Source organism: Caballeronia udeis (assembly GCF_044909315.1).
In the GTDB taxonomy this organism is placed as follows: Bacteria; Pseudomonadota; Gammaproteobacteria; order Burkholderiales; family Burkholderiaceae; genus Caballeronia; species Caballeronia udeis_A.
Genome location: NZ_JBIYEB010000022.1, coordinates 130,902 through 146,891, shown reverse-complemented (window position 1 = coordinate 146,891; position 15,990 = coordinate 130,902). Strand labels below are relative to the sequence as shown.

18 protein-coding genes are annotated in these 15,990 nt (G+C 59.5%); 2 read left to right on the top strand and 16 right to left on the bottom strand.

The genetic code is table 11. From position 1 onward, the window contains the following. Window positions 1–21 precede the first annotated feature (21 nt). The 10 genes from ABH944_RS30115 to ABH944_RS30070 all read right to left on the bottom strand — a co-directional run bounded on the left by ABH944_RS30115 (window position 22) and on the right by ABH944_RS30070 (window position 9,350). Window positions 22–771 (bottom strand): electron transfer flavoprotein subunit beta/FixA family protein, encoded by a 750-nt coding sequence (locus ABH944_RS30115; protein WP_404610919.1) that lies wholly within the window; start codon window positions 769–771, stop codon window positions 22–24. Window positions 772–800: 29 nt separating this feature from the next. Beyond that, entirely contained in the window at window positions 801–1,814 is a 1,014-nt protein-coding gene (locus tag ABH944_RS30110; RefSeq protein WP_404610918.1) for an amidohydrolase family protein, read from the bottom strand. Next, on the bottom strand, window positions 1,804–2,607 hold the full coding sequence (locus ABH944_RS30105; protein WP_404610917.1) for an enoyl-CoA hydratase/isomerase family protein: 804 nt from the start codon (window positions 2,605–2,607) through the stop codon (window positions 1,804–1,806). The genes ABH944_RS30110 and ABH944_RS30105 overlap by 11 nt, the downstream gene beginning before the upstream one ends. Further along, entirely contained in the window at window positions 2,604–3,080 is a 477-nt protein-coding gene (locus tag ABH944_RS30100) for an acyl-CoA thioesterase (protein WP_404610916.1), read from the bottom strand. The genes ABH944_RS30105 and ABH944_RS30100 overlap by 4 nt, the downstream gene beginning before the upstream one ends. After that, on the bottom strand, window positions 3,077–3,871 hold the full coding sequence (locus tag ABH944_RS30095) for a citryl-CoA lyase (protein WP_404610915.1): 795 nt from the start codon (window positions 3,869–3,871) through the stop codon (window positions 3,077–3,079). Before ABH944_RS30095 ends, ABH944_RS30100 begins: the two co-directional genes overlap by 4 nt. Further along, complete coding sequence (locus ABH944_RS30090) at window positions 3,858–5,417, bottom strand: AMP-binding protein (protein ID WP_404610913.1); 1,560 nt, start codon at window positions 5,415–5,417, stop codon at window positions 3,858–3,860. Before ABH944_RS30090 ends, ABH944_RS30095 begins: the two co-directional genes overlap by 14 nt. Further along, the gene (locus tag ABH944_RS30085) at window positions 5,407–6,570 is read right to left on the bottom strand and encodes an acyl-CoA dehydrogenase family protein (RefSeq protein WP_404610912.1); all 1,164 of its coding nucleotides are present in this window, start codon (window positions 6,568–6,570) and stop codon (window positions 5,407–5,409) included. Before ABH944_RS30085 ends, ABH944_RS30090 begins: the two co-directional genes overlap by 11 nt. A 186-nt stretch (window positions 6,571–6,756) precedes the next feature. Continuing rightward, a complete protein-coding gene (locus ABH944_RS30080; protein ID WP_404610911.1) occupies window positions 6,757–7,407 on the bottom strand; it encodes a flavin reductase family protein in 651 nt (216 codons plus the stop codon). Between the two features lie 127 nt (window positions 7,408–7,534). Further along, window positions 7,535–8,839, bottom strand: coding sequence for an MFS transporter (locus ABH944_RS30075; RefSeq protein ID WP_404610910.1), 1,305 nt, complete (start codon window positions 8,837–8,839; stop codon window positions 7,535–7,537). A gap of 112 nt (window positions 8,840–8,951) precedes the next feature. After that, window positions 8,952–9,350 (bottom strand): RidA family protein, encoded by a 399-nt coding sequence (locus ABH944_RS30070; protein ID WP_404610909.1) that lies wholly within the window; start codon window positions 9,348–9,350, stop codon window positions 8,952–8,954. Window positions 9,351–9,394: 44 nt separating this feature from the next. Between ABH944_RS30070 and ABH944_RS30065 the strand changes: the two genes are divergently transcribed. Both ABH944_RS30065 and ABH944_RS30060 read left to right on the top strand, forming a co-directional pair. After that, a complete protein-coding gene (locus ABH944_RS30065) occupies window positions 9,395–9,586 on the top strand; it encodes a hypothetical protein (protein WP_404610908.1) in 192 nt (63 codons plus the stop codon). A 327-nt stretch (window positions 9,587–9,913) separates the two neighbouring features. After that, window positions 9,914–10,990: a substrate-binding domain-containing protein gene (locus ABH944_RS30060; protein ID WP_404610907.1), complete on the top strand. Its 1,077-nt coding sequence runs from the start codon at window positions 9,914–9,916 to the stop codon at window positions 10,988–10,990. 160 nt (window positions 10,991–11,150) lie between these two features. On the opposite strand, the gene ABH944_RS30055 is transcribed toward ABH944_RS30060, so the two are convergent. From ABH944_RS30055 to ABH944_RS30030, 6 genes are read right to left on the bottom strand one after another with little or no spacing between them, the layout of a single operon-like run. Further along, complete coding sequence (locus ABH944_RS30055; RefSeq protein WP_404610906.1) at window positions 11,151–12,104, bottom strand: amidohydrolase family protein; 954 nt, start codon at window positions 12,102–12,104, stop codon at window positions 11,151–11,153. Next, on the bottom strand, window positions 12,088–13,110 hold the full coding sequence (locus ABH944_RS30050) for a 4-hydroxythreonine-4-phosphate dehydrogenase PdxA (protein WP_404610905.1): 1,023 nt from the start codon (window positions 13,108–13,110) through the stop codon (window positions 12,088–12,090). The genes ABH944_RS30055 and ABH944_RS30050 overlap by 17 nt, the downstream gene beginning before the upstream one ends. A gap of 16 nt (window positions 13,111–13,126) precedes the next feature. Next, window positions 13,127–13,480, bottom strand: coding sequence for an MFS transporter (locus ABH944_RS30045; RefSeq protein WP_404610904.1), 354 nt, complete (start codon window positions 13,478–13,480; stop codon window positions 13,127–13,129). After that, window positions 13,480–14,427: an MFS transporter gene (locus tag ABH944_RS30040; RefSeq protein ID WP_404610903.1), complete on the bottom strand. Its 948-nt coding sequence runs from the start codon at window positions 14,425–14,427 to the stop codon at window positions 13,480–13,482. The genes ABH944_RS30045 and ABH944_RS30040 overlap by 1 nt, the downstream gene beginning before the upstream one ends. 32 nt (window positions 14,428–14,459) lie before the next feature. Next, window positions 14,460–15,635: an L-rhamnonate dehydratase gene (locus ABH944_RS30035; protein WP_404610902.1), complete on the bottom strand. Its 1,176-nt coding sequence runs from the start codon at window positions 15,633–15,635 to the stop codon at window positions 14,460–14,462. Window positions 15,636–15,657: 22 nt separating this feature from the next. Further along, complete coding sequence (locus tag ABH944_RS30030; RefSeq protein WP_404610901.1) at window positions 15,658–15,831, bottom strand: hypothetical protein; 174 nt, start codon at window positions 15,829–15,831, stop codon at window positions 15,658–15,660. Between the last annotated feature and the right edge of the window lie 159 nt (window positions 15,832–15,990).

Here is a 15,990-nt window from a genome sequence, read left to right as displayed (position 1 = left end):
TCGTCTCCGCGTATCCGTTAATCAAAGCACCTTCGCTTCGGTTTTCAGCTTCTCGACCAGCGTCTTCACGTCCGCCACCTTCACGCCAGCGGATCGCCTGGGCGGCTCGCTGACCTGCAGCGTCTTCAGGCGCGGCGTGACATCAACGCCCAGGTCTTCGGGCTTCAGGGTTTCCAATGGCTTTTTCCTGGCCTTCATGATGTTGGGCAGCGTCACGTAGCGCGGCTCGTTCAGACGAAGATCCGTTGTCACCACCGCCGGTAGCGTCAGCGCGAGCGTCTCCGCGCCGCCGTCCACCTCGCGCGTAACCGTTGCCCGGCTGTCGGCAATCGTGAGCCTTGAAGCAAACGTCGCCTGCGGCACCCTTGCGAGTGCCGCCAGCATCTGGCCCGTCTGGTTCGAGTCGTCATCAATCGCCTGCTTGCCCAGGATGATCAACTGCGGCTGTTCGCGGTCGACCACCGCCTTGAGCAGTTTCGTTACAGCCAGCGGCTGCAGGTCCTCATTCGACTCGATGAGGATTGCGCGGTCCGCGCCAATAGCCAGCGCCGTGCGCAGCGTTTCCTGACATTGCGCGACACCTGCCGACACGGCGATCACCTCGGTGGCGACGCCCGCTTCCCGCAAGCGCACGGCTTCCTCCATGGCGATCTCGTCGAACGGGTTCATCGACATCTTTACATTCGCAAGGTCGACGCCCGTTTTGTCCCGCTTCACACTGACCTTCACGTTGGCGTCTACCGATCGTTTCACTGCAACCAGCACCTTCACGTTTACTCTCCTTCAAATGCCGCATTGACTTAGCCGCGGCCTGCGCCTTCGAGCAACCGTAGCGCGTTGCCGCTGTAGATCATCTGCCGTTGCGCCTCAGGCAGCGCATCGACCACGGGTACCGTACGCCGGCCCTCGGGATCGCCAATATCGAACGGATAATCTGAACCGAACACCACCCGCTCCGCGCCCATTGCCTGGATCGTGAAGCGGTTACTGTCTTCGCTTAGTGCGCAGGTATCGTAGTAAAGACGGTCAAGGTATTCGCTCGGCCGCCGGGTAATGTTCTTGCGAAAATACGGATCGGCCTCCCAGCCAGTCGCCTCATAGGCCGAGTCCAGACGGCCTCGCAAGAACATCAGGTTCCCGCCACCGTGTGCAAGCACCAGCTTGAGCGTCGGATGACGCTCAAGCTGTCCTTCGAAAATCATGCGAGTCACGGCCAGCGTGGTTTCAAACGGCCAGCCGATAAGCACGTGCACCCCGTACATTCCAAACCGTTCCGATGTAACCGCGGAAGTCGGATGCATGAAAATAACAAGGCCGAGTTTCTCGATCAGCGTGAACAAAGGCGCGAACTCCGGATCATCGAGAGGCTTCCCTCCGGCGGAGCTCGGCATCATGACGCCGCGTACTCCGTGCTCATCCACCGCGCGCTGCAGTTCCTGCGCGGCAACCTCGGGCTCCCCAAGGGCCAATACGGCCAGCATCTCCATCCGGCCGCCGGATTGCGCCGCAATGCGATGACTCGCGATGTTCAACGCACGAACCAGTTCCACGCCTGAAGCACCGCCGGGCCACGCCAGCATGAACGGCGGGGGCGCAAACAACTGGAGCCCCACATCGCGTTTGCGCAGGCTCTCGAGCCGCTTGGGAAGGTCGTGCAGGTTCGGATCGATCGAACTCTTCCTGTCATCGCCTTGCCGGCGAATCACCCAATAGCCGTCGTCTCCGTGTTCAGCGCGAAGCCCGGCTACAGGTGTCTTCGAGAGGTCGTGAATGAACTGCTCATCGAGCGCGTGAGCATGAAGGTCAACTATCAAGGTTTGCTCCTTTGATCTGGTGTTTGGTGTCTTCCCAAAAGCGCCCGTACTCGGGCGCTCTCTTTTCATTGAAGGCGGTGAGCCCCTCCTTCCACTCTTGCTTTGGAACATCCAGTGGCGACTTCAGCACGCGGTTCCAGTCAATGGCCGCGTGCGCGTGCAGATTAAGCTTGGCGGCCTTCAGCGCCCCCGGCGGCACGGACTCCACAATTTGTTCAGCCAGGGATAGCGCCGCGTCGACCACTTTGTCCCCGTGCACAACGCGGTTAACAAGTCCGATGTCCAGCGATTCCTCCGCGGACACGCGCCGTCGGGTCAATATCAATTCCGATGCCCGGCGAAGGCCAACCACGCGAGAGAGCAACGCGAGGCCGGTATTCGGAATCACGCCGTGACCCAGCTCGGGCATGAAAAACCACGCCGATTCGGCTGCCACGACGAGATCGCACGCAAGCGTAAGTTCCATCCCGCCGCCCACCGCGGCGCCATGAACCGCAGCCACCACAGGTCGATCAAACTCGGCGATACGCTTGAACATGACCGCCGGATCTTCATCCGGATGCGGACTTTCCATCCATCCGTCCCGAAGATCGTCGATATTGGCGCCGGCACAAAATGCAGGTCCGGACCCGGCAATCACGACCGCGCGTACGCCTTCGTTCGACGCCTTGTCCAACGCGCCGGACAGTCCGCGGACAATCTCCCGTGACAGCGCATTGCGGCGACCCGGGTCATTCAGTGTCAGGAGCGCGAGATTTCCCCGCCGCTCGTACAAAACCTTACTCTCATTCATGTGAAGGTATCCTTACCGTTATCGTTCAAAAGATACGCTCTCAATTCCGGTGTGATCGGATGCGGACGTCCAGTCTCGGCATGAACCAGGACGCACACGGCTTCTGCCTTCGCACAAAAGTTCTTATCCACTCCCGCAAACAAACCTTGCCGTGCCCTGAACGATGTGTTTCCTACCTCGACAATCGTGCTTCCCACCCGCACGCGTCCCGGAAAATGCAACTCGGCACTGAACTCGATCAGCAGCTTGACTACCGCCAGGTTCGCCCCGCCCATCAGCTTGCGAATTGAGGGCGGCGCAAGGATCTCCATGCGCGCCGCCTCGAAAAACGTCGCGATGACGGCGTTGTTGATGTGCCTGAACTGATCGGTATCGGCATTCCTCAACTTCTCTTCAGTCCAGAATCGATAGTCACCGCATGGCGCTATCACGCGTTCTGTTGACGGCATCCCGCCCGGCTCGGATGCGCTCATAGGCCCTCCTGATGCTCCTTTGGGATCAGATGCGCACTGGCTTCTTGTTCGGTGCGCAAATAGAGCTTCGTGGCAATTGGCTGACGCATTTCCTCCAGGATGTGCCCCACCAGCCCAACCGAACGTGCGGCGACCGCCAGTCCCCGGCAAATCTGCCAGCCAATACCCATTTCGGACGCGACTGCGGCCATTGCCCCTGTGACGTTCACCGGCAAAGAACGCTTGAGCTGCCGCTCGGCTTCATTTCCGATCGCCGTCATCAGGCGAATGTAGGGTCCGTCATATCCAGTCTCTTGCGCGACCTTGAACAGTGCAGGCGCACGGGGATCGATCGGCTTGTGAAACGGATGCCCTATTCCCGGCACAATCTCCTTGCGCGCGCGATAGTCGTCAACGATCTCCCGGGCAAGTGCGTCGATGTCCGGCACGTTCCCGGGGTCGGGCAGTGACTCCTGCAACAGCCGCGCTGCGTTGTCGAGCGACCCGACGAATACCGATCCCAGTCCCAACAAGCCCGCCGCCACCGCCGCCTGAACCGCTTCGGGTGCACCGGCATAGGTCATGCGCGTTGCCAGCGACGAGGGCGTAATGCCGTGTTCGACAAGAATGACCATCATTGCGTTGAACATTCGCAATTCGCGCTCGTCGGGCAGTCGGGCGAACAATTGCAGAAACGCCATCTGACCAAAGTCGATCTTGCCCACAATGTCTTCGCACAGGTCCAGACCGTGAACGACCACCTTTGTTGGTGTGGCCCAAGCGATGTCTGAGCGGATTTCAGCTTGCTTCATGATTAATCTCCCGGGTTACCGATACGGTTTGAACAGGACCAAGGCACTGCGAGGCCACGTCCCGCAACACGTTCTTCAGGATCTTGACTCCGTTCGGACCTTCCTGCTGCGGAAATGATTCCACCGGCAGGATGCGGCGCGGCACCTTGAAGCCGGCGATGCCCTGCTTGCAGTAGGCAATTAGTTCGTGTTCCGTAACAGCCGTTGTTGAGCGGCACACAAAAGCAACGGCCACGTCGCCTTCACCGTCGAGATGAACCCCTACCACCTGCGCTGCCTGAACACCCGGATGTTGCACGAGGAAAGTCTCTATCTCGACCGGGTCGACCAGGTAGCCTCGCAGACGCAAGCTGTCTCGTATCCTGGCCGAGTAGCAAAACGTGCCGCCCTCGGCATAGGCGAGGTCCCCGGTCCGGAACCAGCCCTCCGCGGTCAGGGCTTCTGCGGTCGCTGAAGGATTGTTCAGGTAGCCTGCCATCACGTTATAGCCACGCAACTGCAATTCCCCCTGCTGCCCGTCAGGCAATATGGCTCCGCTGGCGGGATCGACAATGCGAAACGAGATCTCGGAAGAAACGGGGGACCCTCCCGGCAACCCCCTCTGCTGTTCATCTCCCTCGGGGTCGCGAATCGCGGTCATCGCGAAACATTCGGACATGCCGTACAGGCCGGTCAGGCGTACCCCCCAAGCTGCCCACGCCTTGGAAATGACGCTTTGGCCGAGATTTGCATATTCCGCGAAGGCGCCGCGTCGCCACGTGGCCAACGAGTAGTCTCCGGCATTGAGCACCATCTCCATCATGGCGTCCGACCCAAAAAAGTGCGTCACGCGATGCCGCTCGATGGCTGCGGCCGCGGCATCTGCCTTGAAGACCGGCAACAACACGCAAGCGGCCCCTGAGGCGAGCGCCGCGATTGCCTGAACAAATCCAAGCACACCATAAAGGGGAAGTGCGCAGAGCGCTACGTCGCCCACGCGCATGTCGTTGATTCGCCCGACGTTGCGCGCATGCCGTGCAATCCCGTCTGCCGTGTGAACAGCAAGCTTGGGACGGCCGGTTGTTCCAGACGTCGTAAAGGTGCACAACAGATCGGTGTCCTGGCCGTGCCAGTGCACATAAGGCTCGAACTCACCCCACTCGAAACCATCGAATTGCGACACCTCAATAACGTGCTGCAATGCATCGCTCGACGCCTGGATCTCAAGGCCCGCGCCCGCGTAGTCGAAATCCAGAAAGCTTTGCGGCACCACAAGTACGCGTGGTTTCGCAGTGTCGAGAACGTGCCGGGCTTCCTGCAGCTTGAATCGCGTACTGACCGGCACCATCAACACGCCGAGCTGCGCCGCCGCGAAGAAAAGCTGCAGCCATACGCCTCCGTCCGGCAACCATACGGCGATGGTGTCGCCTCGTCTGATGCCAAGCGCATGAAGAAAAGAAGCGGCCCGTCGCGACGCGATCCGCAATTCGCCGCGGGTGAATGTTCTTTCGCCATGATGCACCGCGACAAGATCAGGGTCGCCCGATTCGAGCAAATCAAAGGCCATGACGACCTCCGGTCACAGCAAAGGCAGCGCGTGCGATTTGAATACGCTGCATTTCCGACGTGCCTTCACCAATCCGGAATGCCCTTGCATCACGATAAAATCGTTCGATGGGGAGTTCCGTCATGTAGCCCATTCCCCCGAATATCTGGAGCACGCGATCCGTTACGCGGCAGCCCATCTCGCTCGCATAAAGCTTCGCACGGCATGCCGCGACGTGCGCCTGCGGATCCCCGCCTTCAATCATCTCCGCCGCCACGCGGATCAGCATTCGCGCTGCTTCGATTTCCACATCGTTGTCGGCGATCATGAACTGGATCCCCTGGTGTTGCGCAAGGTTCGCTCCAAATGCCTTGCGCTCGAGCGCGTACTCGCAAGCCATTGACTGGGCGCGCGCAGAGAGGCCGAGCGAGCGGCTGGCAGACAGCAGCCGGTCCTGATTGATCGACTGCATCATTCCAAGAAAACCCGCGTCAGGCTCGCCAAGCAGGTCTTCGTCAGGGACGAAGCAGTCTTCAAGCGTGAACCCGTTAAGGTGATATCCACGCCACCCCATCTTCCGATACCGGGTCATGCTGACGACACCCGGATTGCCACGGCGAACAATAAACGTAGTGAGCTTGTGCTTCAGCACTGCCGACGGGGCGGTGACAGCGAGCACGATAATGTAGTCGGCCGTCTCCGCGTGCGAGATGAAGTGCTTGCTTCCGTTGAGTAACCATCCCCCCGCCACTCTCTCCGCCCTCGCGCGAAGTCCGCTGAGATCGGATCCCGCGTTAGGCTCGGTCAACGCATACGTGACAATCTTCTTACCCGACAAAATGTCCGGCAAAAGCTCGGCTCGCTGGCGATCATTGGTCTGGGCCAGTTGAAGCGGCAGATGACCGAATACCTCGCTCAGCGGTACCGACGTATGTGTGAGCTCCTCGAGAATGGCCACCTTCGCAGCGGCCGAGAGACCGGGCCCACCAATACTTTCAGGAAGGTTGAACCCGTATAAGCCCAGTGCTGCTACCTCCGAGCGCAGTTGCGCAAGCAACTCCGTGCTTACGTCGTCATCTGTTTCGATTTGCTGCTCAAGAGGACCGAGCCGATTGCGCACGAAGCGACGGGCGGTTTCTCGGATCATGGACACTTCACTATCGATTTGGGTCATGGTGTTCTCACTGTATCGAAAACGATTTCGTTAAACTATGTTTGCGTAAACGTATATCTAAGTCAAGTTGGAAGATACCTTTACTAAAACGTTTTCGGTGTTTTACAAGCAATCGGGAATTTGATCGAATCGGCGAGTAATCTTTAAGCGCTCATCCGGGCCTGGCGGACCCTGGTCAATCGAAGTTCAGGATGCCGGGCGAATCATTTCAAATATCTCGCCTATCTCCGCGTAGTCGCCGCGATAGCCCGCACGCATGATCGGCTGGGCGGCGTGCGTATCAAAGAGACCGTCCTTCAGATACGCCTTCTGGATGTGCACGCCCACTACCTGACCAAGCGCGAGCCAGTTGTCCGTTGGCTTGCCGTGCAGGTCGTGCAGATGCACGACCTGCAGCAGCTTGCACTCAAGCGCCGCAGGTGACTCGCCAACACGCGGCACCAATACATTGCGCCCCGCCACAGGCGTAAGGCCCGTCAGTTGAAACTCGTCGACATCCGGCGGAACTGGCGCCGACGTACGGTTCATCTGTTCGGCAAGCGGATGCGTCGCAAGATTCCAGACGAATTCGCGCGTTTCCTCGATGTTGCGAAGGCTGTCCTTGCGGCCTTCGCTGCAAAAACCGATGATCGGCGGGAACGCCGCAAATGCGCCGAAGAAGCTGTAAGGCGCGAGATTCAACCGCCCGCTTGACGAGCATGTCGATATCCAGCCGATCAGGCGCGGCGCCACAATCGCCTTGAACGGATCGTGTGGCAGGCCGTGACCTTCAGAGGGATCGTAAAAATCGACAGCCGGGCCGCAATCCAGTACATCGCCCCCTGATTCACTACTCATGCGTGCCTCCAATGTTTCAACGTGCACAAATGTAAAACCGGCATAAACTGGTAAAGCCGCTTTCCATGTAATTAGTTACCCGAATCAATATATGCAGTCCCTGGAACGAGACTAACGACTCAGGACGCTATCTCCGGATAGGACTAGCCTGCTTCAGAAAATCCTCTGGATCATAGGGATCCTCGCTGGACGGGATACTCGCGAGATCGCGACCGCCCGTCTCCGGCAAGAACGCCAACGCAAGCAGCGCACAGAAATAGCCAACGAAGCAGAACAGCGCGATCGACCCCAACAGGCCTATATGCTCGGCCACTGCGCCGACCAGCGCAACGCTCAGCGCGCCAAGCGACTTGCCAACGTTGTACGAAAACCCCATGCAGGTCGTTCGTATCTGAGTCGGGAACAACTCCGACAACATGGGTCCAATTCCCGCAAATGAACCATTGATGCTTATGCCAACAGGGAGTCCCAGGATTGCCAGCAGCCACGCGTCCATGGGGATGAGGAGATAAAGACCGGTGAGGAACACCGAGCAGAGACAAAACGCTATTGCGGTGATCCGGCGCCCAAGCGAGTCGTTGAGGTAAGCGAAGCTTACCTGGCCGATGAACGAGCCAACGCTCATCATTGCCGCCATCACCGCTACAGACGACGCTGGCAAGTGGCGAACCTGAACCAGCATTGTAGGCAACCAGATCATGATGGCGTAGCTGCTGCCTTGCAGCCCTGTCACGAGGAGCGCGGCGAGAAGACTCGAACGCCGGACGTCTTTGCGAAGCGATGAGCGCCAGGTCGCCACCGTCGCACCGCCCGTCGCCTTTTTCATCTCGCGGAACAACTCGGGTTCCGGGATATATCGCCGGATCAGCAGTACGACAAGCGCGGGAATAACGCCGACCCAGAAGGCCGACCTCCACGCAATCGATGAAGGAAGATACGCCACAAGCACGCCGGTAATGACGGCGGCAAGCGCCCAGCCAACAGAGAATCCGCTCTGGACCAGACCGAGCGCTTTGCCCCGATGCGCCGGGTTGATCACCTCCGCCATCAGGGCGGCCCCGACCGCCCACTCTGCGCCGAACCCCAAACCCTGCAGCGCTCGCACGACCAGCAACTGGTGATATGAGTTTGCCAGACCGGCAAAGATGCTGAAAGCCGTAAACCAGATGATGGACCCGGTTAGCACGCGTACCCGCCCGTGGCGATCGCTCAGGATGCCCGAGACCCATCCGCCAATCGCGGCGGCGAGCAAAGACGAAGTTGCAATCAGACCAGCCTCGGTCCTGGAAAAATGCCACGCCGCCATCAGGGTGGGCAAAAGAAACGCCAACACCTGATTGTCAAAGCTATCCAGGGTCCAGCCGGAAAAGCATCCCCAGAACGTCCGCCGTTCTGCCGGGGCGGCTGCTCGATACCAATCAAACACCTTCATTTTTAGCTCCTCTCTGGAATACCCTGGATGAGACAGTCCTCATGCACAGAGCCATTTCTAACAGCGGCATCTTGGGGACAGCACCAGCCATTCGCTCTTGATTCAATCTGCTTTAGCGAGCGTCGCCGCAAAGAGCAACCGCACTAATTTCCACCTGCGCGCCGTAGTGCAACTGCCCACATTGCACGACGGTTCTAGCCGGTGCCGGATCCCCAATGAACTGCTTGTAAAGCTCGTTCACGCGCGGCCAGATCTCAATGTCGGAAACATATATCTGTACGCTCACAAGACTTCCTACGTCGGTTCCCGCTGCCAGAAGTACCTCGCGCACGTTGGCAAGCGCCTGGTAAACCTGCGCTTCCAGTCCTTGCGCAAGGACGACGTTGTCATCGGTTGTCAGGGGCAGCTGCCCCGACACGAAAACAAAACCATTTGCCTTGGTTGCCTGGGCATAGTGCCCACGTGGCAAAGGTGCTTTCGGGGTCAAGATAGATTCGATCAAAATTTTCACCGTTAAATAGATATACTAATTAATCTCTCTTTGCCCACCGCCAAATGAACGTGGACGGCGTTTATCGTGCCCGTCATGCGTTCGCCGGAAGCTTTCAGGCGATCACACGGAAGAAACAACCTGACCCACTGCACGAAACCGGAGTCAGCCTGTTGCGCCCGGTGCATCCTCGCGGCAACCCCATTTCCTGGCATTCGGAAGTCTTCGTTGATTTTACCGAAAACGATTTCGATTGAAAGATAGCAGCCCAATTTCGCAAATTCAAGCAACGTCAAAAATATTTCCGAAATCGTTTTTTGTCGGATATTTCAATTCCCTTCTACCTGACAGCCGCCTCCCTCAAGCTTTCGGCCCAGAAAGGATCTACGGCGGCGACAATTTCGTCGGAGTCGCACAGGGGTAAACACCGACCCAAGGAGTTCGTGTGAACAATGGAGACGCGGTGACCGAAATCGTTATTTGCCGGATCGGGCCCAGGGTTCTTGATGCCAATGACCTATCGCGTAGAATGACGAAAATCGTTTTCGATGCCTCGATCACCGCGGACTTAAAGAAGAAACGGAATGAATATTCAGGAATTTGCGGCCACGCTCAATCTCTCCATCAGCACTGTGTCGAAGGCGCTGAACGGCCGGGAAGACGTCAGCCCGGCTACGCGCAAGCGCGTGCTGGAAGCAGCCGAGCTGCACGGTTTCTCTCCGGATCCCTCCGCGCGCCGCTTGCGCCGGCAATCGGCCGACACCATCGCGTTCGTCGTATCGGCCCCGCAAACCTCATTCGCTCACCCATTCTTCCTGGACATGTTGATGGGTGTGAATGATGCGATGGATAACAGCGGCTTACAGGTTATCGTCGCTTCCGCGCGAAGCGTGGAAACCGAGATTGACGTATTCAAGCGCCTCATAGAACGCCAGCGCGTTGATGCACTGCTCTTCGGCCGCACACGGCGGCAAGACGAGCGCATCGCTTACCTTCTGGAGAACGACATTCCGTTTGTCGCGTTCGGCAGAAGCGAGACGTCTGACGAATACTCCTATGTCGATATCGATCATCAGGTCGTGGGCCGCTCGGGGTGTGCACGATTTATCGCACTGGGTCATCGTCGAATTGCCCTCGTCCATGCCCCCGAATACCTGATGTTCAGCCACCTCGAACACTTGGGCTATGCGGAAGCATTGCGCGCCGCAGGCATTAAATTCGACAAGACCCTCTGTGTCGAAGCCGCGATATCCGAGGAAGGCGGAGCAGAAGCCGCTCGTCTGCTGCTGCAACTCCCGGACCCTCCTACAGCCGTTGTATGTGGTCACGACTTGATCGCATTGGGCGTGATGCGCGGTATTGCGGAGACGGGAAAAATGGCGGGGCGTGATGTGGGTGTGATTGGAGGAGACAATCATCCAATCGGGCGTTACGTACAGCCTGCGTTGACAACCTTTTCTGCTGAGACGCACCGCGCCGGCAAGCGGATGGCGGAAATGCTGCTCGCGCGTCTTGCGGGCAAGTCACCCCGGGACCTCCAAGAGATCTGGGCGCCGGAACTGATCGTTCGCACGTCGGACGGTCCTCATCGTGTCCAGATGCCGGATTCCACAGAGAGCACAACGAATACACCCAAGCGGCCACGCGCTCTTCGAGCGTAGGTAGTGCCGTAGTGCTTCCTCGTCAGCTTCTTGGAAATGAACGTGCATGCCGACGTCAACGCTTCCTCTGTATGAATCGTTTGACTGCAAGCGCTGCCTGAGCACAGTGACAGCGCTTGTTATCCGCTAGCAATCTCCTCGGCTAGCGATATCGAGAACTTCATAGCCCGTACAACGTGGTGGCGTTGTCGTGAAACAGAGCCAGGCGCTGGAGCGGCTTCAAGTCTGCGACCATCGACTTGAAACCGGCGAACAGTGTATCCAGTTTCACCACTACGCTGTCCACAGGGAAATTGCTCGCGAACATACATCGTTCAACGCCGAAGATTTCGATCGCGTCCCACACCACAGGACCATTCCGTTCGACACTCCAACGCACGCCTCGCTCGCCGATTCCGGATATCTTGAGCCTGACGTTTGCGCACCCGGCAAGCTCTGCAAGCGCGGTCCGCCACGCTCGCAAGCCTTCAACGCTCCGGTCCGCGGGCAACCCCGTATGGTTCACGATGATCGTCACGCCGGGGAAATCCCGCGCGAGTTCCACGGCTTCTGTGAAGTGCCACCATGGCGTCTGCAGTTCGAACATGAGCCCGCTGGCCGCGAGTAGCGCATACCCTGCGCGCCATCGGTCGCAACGCATGGACCCGGGCGCGGCGAACGTCGCCGTATGCTCGCTGCGCGGCACCGCCACGGGCTTGTGCCGCACGCTGCGCACCAGCGGCATCGACTTGTATTCGTGGAGCACGTCTGCCACGTCGTCGCGGTCGAGCCAGACCTGCCCGGCCATCGCATTCGGAAAACCGCAGCGTGCGTTCAGCGTAGTTGCCCAGTGTGCTTCGCCAACCGGATCACGCGGGTCCCACTCGCCTTCCATCATGACGGTCTTCACTACGTGATGCGGCGCGTCCAGCGCGAAATAATCCTCCGGCAGGAAGTCGCGGCAGATCGCTTCGTAGTCGCCATAGCGAAACGGAATGCGCGGGAGATCACGCAGCCACGGATGATAGTTGCGCTGGAGGTCCCAGAAGTGATGATGCGCATCGACAATCGGCAAGTCGGCGTTGTCGCCGCTTTGCAGGAAGCGCTCGCCCATCAAATCAATGGCCGTGGACATTTTCGTCACCCATGCGGGCGAGCGCCATTTGCGTGACGATATCGAACGCCTTCTGCGTTGCGCCTGCGTCCGCGCGGCCCTTGCCGTGGATATCGAAAGCCGTGCCGTGCGCCGGGGTCGCGATCGGCACCGGCAGGCCGCCATGCACCGTGACGCCGCGCCAGAAGCCCATCAGCTTCATCGCGATCTGGCCTTGGTCGTGATACATGGTGACCACGCCATCGAACGCTTTCTGGTCCCGTGCACGCACGAAGATGGTGTCGGCCGGGAACGGTCCCTGAGCGTCATACCCGAGCTTGCGCGCTTCGTCCACGGCCGGCGCGATCACGTCGATCTCCTCGCGGCCGAACGCGCCGTTGTCGCCGTTATGCGGATTGAAACCGCACACCGCAATACGCGGCGCCGGGTTGCCCGCACGCTTGAGGCCGTCGTGAATCAGCCGCACCGCGCCGATGATCCGCTCGGCCGAAAGCTTCGCGCTCACGTCCTTGAGCGCGATATGCGAGGTCACGCGCGAGGTCCACAGTTCGTCGAGCACGTTGAACTCGCAGAACGCGCCGGTGTAGCCAAGCTGCTGCGCGAACCACTCCATCTCGTCGCCGGTCTGCATGCCGGCCATATGCAGCGAGGTCTTGTTGACCGGCGCGAACAGCATGCCCTGCGTACGGTTCGCTTTTGTCAGCACCAGCGCCTGCTTGAATGCTTCGAGGCTGTAACGCCCACCCCGCTCCGTCGAGACGGCACGCTCGTACGGAGCGTCGCCGGGCAAGCGAAAGTCGATCAGCGAGGGTTTGCCTGTCCCTGTCGCGGCGGCCTGTTCGTTGTCCACGACGGTGTAGTCGAAACGCTGCCCCGCTATCTCCATGCCGGTCTCGAACTCACGCCGGTCGCCAATGATGAGCAGGTCGGCCCGCGCCCGGTTCTCGGGTTTGGCGAGCAAGCGCGCGATAAGTTCGGGGCCAATTCCGGCAGGGTCGCCAAGCAATACTGCAATACGAGGTGTCATGCGTTTCACCGTATGTTCAATGAGTGCGGCGCAGATCGATAGCGATCGAGCCGATGATATAAACCAGCGCACAGGCGCTGTAGAACTGCAGGACAATGTCGAACGAACCCGTGCGCTGCAGGATGAAGCCGGTGATCAGCGGAATCGAAATACCGCCTGCACTGCCCGCGCAATTCATCAACGCGCCCAGCAAACCCACCCGCCGGGGACTGGCGAGCAGCGACAGCAAGCTCCAGTAGAGGCTCCCCCACATCAGGAAAAATGCGGCCACGCATAGCACCACGACTGCCTCCGGTGCCGATGAGATCGAAGGCAACGCGGCCAGCACGCCGAGCGTCGTCAAGCCCGACAACGCGATCATGCCCTTCACTACTTTGCCACGCGCCAGGCCGCGGGTGCCAGCGCGTCGCAGAGAAAACCTCCCGAGAGCGAGCCCAGTGCGCCCGACAGGAAGATGAAGAACGTCGACGTGCCGATCTGCTGAAGACTCAGCCCGCGCGCCTGCGCGAGATAGCTCGGTCCCCACGTGAGAAGCCCGAAGAAGATCATCGCCCAGCTCAGGCGTCCGACGCACATGGCCACTGCCGAGCGTGCCGGAAACGGCAGTTCATCGGCGGCGCCGAACGCGACCTTCGCAAGTGGAACGGCACCGCCGCTGATGTGCTCGAGTTCGGTGGCGTTCACGCCGGGATGCTTCGCCGGATCATCGCGGAGATAGTGCCACGCGAGCCAGCCGCAGCCGACGGTCACCAGCCCCGCCACGATGAACGCCATGCGCCACGACCCGAATACGAGGATCAAGTTCGAGATCGCAAGGCCGCCAATGGCTGCGCCAAGCGGCGATCCTGCATCCATCAGTACCGCGCCGCGCGCCCGTTCATGACGCGACAACCACAGCGCGTTGAGCTTGCCGCCGGCCGGGAAGAGCGGCGCTTCAGCCGCGCCGAGGCCGACCCGCAACAACAGCATCGAGAGGCCGCCTGACGCCACCCCTAGCAGGGTCTGGAACGCACCCCATAACAAGGTGGCGGCTGCCACCACGCGACGCGGCCCGAAGCGGTCGATAAGCCAGCCGCCGGGAATCTGCAGCAGCGCATACGACCAGAAGAAGCTGGAGAGGATCAGCCCCTGCATGGCCGGCGACAGCGCGAATTCCTTCGCTATGGTCGGCATCGCGATGGACAGCGAGATCCGGTCCACCAGGTTGATCAGCGTGATGAGGAACACCACGCCGAAGATGCGCCAGCGCACACTGGTTGCGCGCTCTGCCTGCGCCATTCCCCGCGGTGGATCCCGCGCTTCGATACGGCTTTGCATGGCTGTCTCCGGGTCTTATGGTAATTATGGCTTCACTCGATGATGTTGAAGTCGTCGAGATACTTGTCGCTCAGGGTAATGCCGAGTCCTGGCGTCTCGTCCGAGAGTTGCAGGAAACCGTTCTCCGGTTGCGGCTCGCCTTCGAAGATGTAGTAGAACAATTCGTTGCCCACTTCAACGTCGAACACCGGGAAAAACTCGGACATGGGGCTCGCCGTGCTCGACATGGTCAGGTGATAGTTATGCATCTGGCCAGCGTGCGGAATCACCGGCACCGACCACGCTTCCGCCATTGCATTGATCTTGCGCGCTGCAGTGATGCCGCCCACGCGATTGGTGTCGTACTGGATCACGTCCACCGCGCGGCGTTCCAGCAGGTCCTTGAAGCCATAGCTCGTGAACTCATGTTCGCCGCCGGACACAGGAATGATGTTCATCTTCTTCAGTTCCTGATATCCCTCCATGTCGTCGCCAATCACCGGCTCCTCGATCCAGCGCGGATTGAATTCCACCAGGCGCGGCAACATACGGCGCGCGTATTCGAGCGTCCAGCCCATGTAGCATTCGACCATGATGTCAATGTCGTCACCGGCCAGTTCGCGCAGCAGCCGTACCTGCTCCAGATTCTTCGCCATGCCCTTGGGTCCGTCCTTCGGACCGTAGCCGAAGCGCATCTTCATCGCGGTGAAACCCTGGTCGAGATAACCCTGTGCTTCGGCCAGGAACACATCGTGGTCGTCGTTGTTATAGAGCTTTGATGCATAACACCAGATCTTCTCTTTCGTGCGCCCGCCCAGCAGCTTGAATACCGGCTTGTTCACGGCCTTGCCCATGATGTCCCACAGTGCAATGTCCACCGCCGAGATCGCGGCCATGCCAATCCCCTTGCGGCCCCACGCGTGGGTGCGGCGGTACATCTTCTGCCAGATGTATTCGTTGTCGAACGGGTCTTCGCCAATGGCGATCGGGGCGAGATATTCATCGACGATCTGCTTCGCAATGCGTGGCGCGAGCGCACAGTTGCCAATGCCGATAGTGCCGTCGTCACACTCCACTTCCACCACGAGCCAGCCGTGGAAGCGGAACGAACCCATCGCGTCGCCGCGCTCGTAGAGAATGTCCACGGCGTTGGTGCAGAAATGCGCCTGCGGCGGCACGACCTTGCCTTTCCATTCAAAGACGCGCGTACGGATATGCTTGATTTTCATGGTCTGACTCTCCTTGAACAAGTTAATGACTTAATGGCTCGCTCAGGCCCGTGCCGGCCCGCAGGACGCTCTTCACGAACCCGAGGTTGGCACGGTCGATGAAGGCCAGGACATACATCAGAACCCGGAATGACAGCGGCCTCGAACGTGCTCGGCCAATGGCGCTGTCGAGCGCCGTATCGCGGGTCGCGATCATTGATTCGTCTCCTGAGTTTTATGGCACGCGGCTCGGTCTCGGCTCATTCGGCTCATTCGGCCCGCTAAATCGAGGGTTTTTGTGCGTGTCGTTGAATAGCGCTAGTGTGCGAAACTACGCGATAACTGACTATTGAATTAATCGCATCGCTCTATTCCC